General features: G+C 51.3%; 3 protein-coding genes and 1 pseudogene. 1 reads left to right on the forward strand and 3 read right to left on the reverse strand.

Annotated elements, in window-relative coordinates; translation table 11 throughout:
• The coding region (locus QZF50_RS23345; protein WP_290389030.1) for a transposase domain-containing protein at positions 1 to 305 on the forward strand (305 nt) is incomplete at its 5' end.
• Positions 306 to 758: 453 nt separating this feature from the next.
• On the opposite strand, the gene QZF50_RS23350 is transcribed toward QZF50_RS23345, so the two are convergent.
• The 3 genes and pseudogenes from QZF50_RS23350 to QZF50_RS23360 all read right to left on the reverse strand — a co-directional run.
• Positions 759 to 1361, reverse strand: a complete 603-nt coding sequence (locus tag QZF50_RS23350) for a hypothetical protein (protein WP_001387788.1) — start codon at positions 1359 to 1361, stop codon at positions 759 to 761.
• 94 nt (positions 1362 to 1455) lie between these two features.
• A complete protein-coding gene (locus QZF50_RS23355; protein ID WP_000211310.1) occupies positions 1456 to 1662 on the reverse strand; it encodes an AlpA family transcriptional regulator in 207 nt (68 codons plus the stop codon).
• Between the two features lie 717 nt (positions 1663 to 2379).
• A pseudogene (locus tag QZF50_RS23360) lies at positions 2380 to 2878 on the reverse strand (IS3-like element ISCfr6 family transposase); the annotation flags it as partial.

A 2878-nucleotide genomic window follows, 5' to 3' on the forward strand; every position in this document is an offset into this window, starting at 1 on the left:
GCTATGTACTGAATCAGTGGGATGCCCTCTGTTATTACAGTAATGACGGTCTGGCGGAGGCGGATAATAATGCTGCGGAAAGAGCGCTTCGTGCAGTCTGTCTCGGAAAGAAAAACTTTATGTTCTTTGGCAGCGATCACGGCGGCGAGCGTGGAGCACTGTTGTACGGGCTGATCGGCACTTGCCGTCTGAACGGTATCGATCCGGAAGCGTATCTGCGCCATATCCTGAGCGTACTGCCGGAATGGCCTTCCAACCGAGTTGATGAACTCCTGCCATGGAACGTAGTACTCACCAATAAATAAGCGTCAATACGGTGCTCCGTTGACGCTTACCAGAGACCGGTAAAATTCGTTACTACAACTGCTCCTGAATATCTGACGAAGAAACAATGATCTCCGGGGACTTCAGCCATAACATCCTGCCGTGTGAGTTTCTTCCGCAGTGCAAGGAGCGCTGTCGCCATGTACTTATTGTCACCAGGATGAGGCATGTACCGCAGCATGCCATTTCTGGTAAATAACCTCTGCCTGCATATTCAGTCCGTAGAGAACGTGGCGTGTATCTGGCTGTAAAGAACATCCCTGTCCGTGGCTTTCATTCACTGGTGGTGTTCATGCCAGTTCAGCAATGACAGGATGCCCTTAAGCCATCCGTCATGGCTCAGTATGATGACGACGAACACGCTCTGCAGGTGAGCATGTGGGGCCGGAAGCATCATTCCCGTATTTTGCCGCACCTTCCGGAAGCAACCGGCATCAGTTACGGTTATCGTCAACCGTTGTGCGGTATGCCAGGAGCACGTACTGATCCATCAGATCCGTCAGTGCTGCGCTCTGCTTCTGACGGTCGATGATCCATTCCTCCAGCTCTTTTTCTGATTTCCGTTTCAGGTTCTCTGTCCAGTCTTCAAGGCTGTTTCCGGTCATTAAATCAAGCCAGCAAAGCCAGACCAGTTTAAGGCGCAACTCCGTGCCACCAAACTGACGGAAGAGACTGATCAGTTTATTTGCCAGAGAATGGTGTTTCAGACGTTCACATTCAGACAGCAGAATGCCTTCCAGCATCGGATGATGAACCAGCAGATGTTCACTGGTGCATAAATTCACTATCAGATCATCATCCAGGGGCGGCGTGGCCCGTTTGTCAGGGCCATAAATCAGCCGGTGCAGGCTCTGGGGGACGATGGCAATCTCCGGTTTTTCACCATTGAATGACACCCAACCGGGCGTCAGATTATGGAAGTAGTAGATATTCGGATGACACACGCCCCAGGATACGGCGTGCCGGGTGAAGCCGGTCAGCCATTTCTGGTAGCTTTCGTGGAGCCATTCGTAGCGGGTCTGATACTGTTGTTTCATTTTCATATTCCTCACGGGGATATAACAGGCAGCAGAATGCCGTCGGCAGGCCGGGGATTACGTCTGCTGCGGGTGAACGGATAAGGGGCAGAAATTACGGACGGGACTGTGCAATACGCGCCTGCAGCCAGGCTTCCACTTCACTTTTCAGCCAGCGGGAGCTGCGGCCGAGTTTGATGGGAGCCGGAAAGGCCCCATCCTTGATGAGCTTGTAAAACCACTTATCGGTCAGGCCGGTCAGCTGAGTGATAAACGCCATATCGACCATCTGGTCATCCATCAGCGAAACTGGGGTGGTCATGAGAATGTTCCTCCGGATGTTGTTAAACCAGCCGGTGTGGTCATGAAAACAACGCACCACCTTCACCGGCATAACAACCGGGGAGAAACGTAAAAAATAATCGGGAATGTGACCGCCAGGAGATAAACGGGGAGGTTGCGGTGGCTGAGCCGTACCGGTATGCCGGGTGGTTGTTACGAAACGATGCTTCCGCACGCGCGCGCGATAAAGAAGGGATGATTTTCGTGAGGAAGAGGGGAAAACTGGCGTTCTGATAATTGCAGAGTTATTTACGGGGCGGTTACGGTGGGGCAGCCCGTGCCTTGTGGGCAGGGACAGGTATCACTGTTGGGATAAGACTGTCTGATTGGTATTATAAATATATAAGAGAGATCAAACACATGAGTTCATATCTGTGAAATAAACACTGTGAGTGTGATCAGTGGGTATGAGAACGCAGTAGCAACAGATTACGTTGTACTCACAGGGCTATCCCTGATAGCTGGCGTATAACCTGCGTATATAAAACGTACCTGCAACACATGTGAACAGAGTGTATTAAGCATCCCTCTGAGCGGTAAACGTATCCGACCTGGTGAGTGACAGTCTGAGAGAGCGGTTAAGTGGTGGCACGGGAGTAATGAGTCTGGGGAGGGTACCAGAATGCCGGTCTGGTGCGGTATGCTGACAGTATCACGTTAATTGCAGCATAAAGTGACGAGAGGCTAATTGTAGTGGTCAAGTAATATTGGCCACGGTTTTACAGTAAAAATGGTATCTGTTCTCTGACTCTTCCGGCGTCAGCCCACCGTTATAATGGTGAGGTCTGACGCTGTTGTAGTAGTTCAATATGTAATCATTAATTTGCTGCCGGGCCTCGTCCTTGCCTGCGTAACCATTCGTTGGCACCCATTCTGTTTTCAGACTGCGGAAGAAGCGTTCCATGGGGCTGTTATCCCAGCAGTTTCCCCGCCGACTGACGCTTTGATTTATTCTGCAACGCCAGAGAAGTTGTTGATATTTAAGGCCTGTATACTGGCTTCCCTGGTCGCTATGGAACACGACATCCCGGGGTTGGCCACGCGTCTCATAGGCCATCCGCAGGGCACTGCTTATCAGTGCGGTATCGGCATGCGCTGACAGACTCCAGCCGATAACCCTGCGGGCAAAAAGATCCATAACAACCGCCAGATAGCACCAGCGATTTCCTGCCCAGAGATACGTAATATCTCCACAC

The sequence above is a fragment of the uncultured Escherichia sp. genome (assembly GCF_948475835.1).
GTDB lineage: Bacteria > Pseudomonadota > Gammaproteobacteria > Enterobacterales > Enterobacteriaceae > ECMA0423.

Bases quoted from the DNA above. Each gene is read 5' to 3' on its own strand.
- QZF50_RS23350 (WP_001387788.1), bottom strand. From the start codon at position 1,361: ATGAAACAACAGTATCAGACCCGCTACGAATGGCTCCACGAAAGCTAC.
- QZF50_RS23355 (WP_000211310.1), bottom strand. From the start codon at position 1,662: ATGACCACCCCAGTTTCGCTGATGGATGACCAGATGGTCGATATGGCG.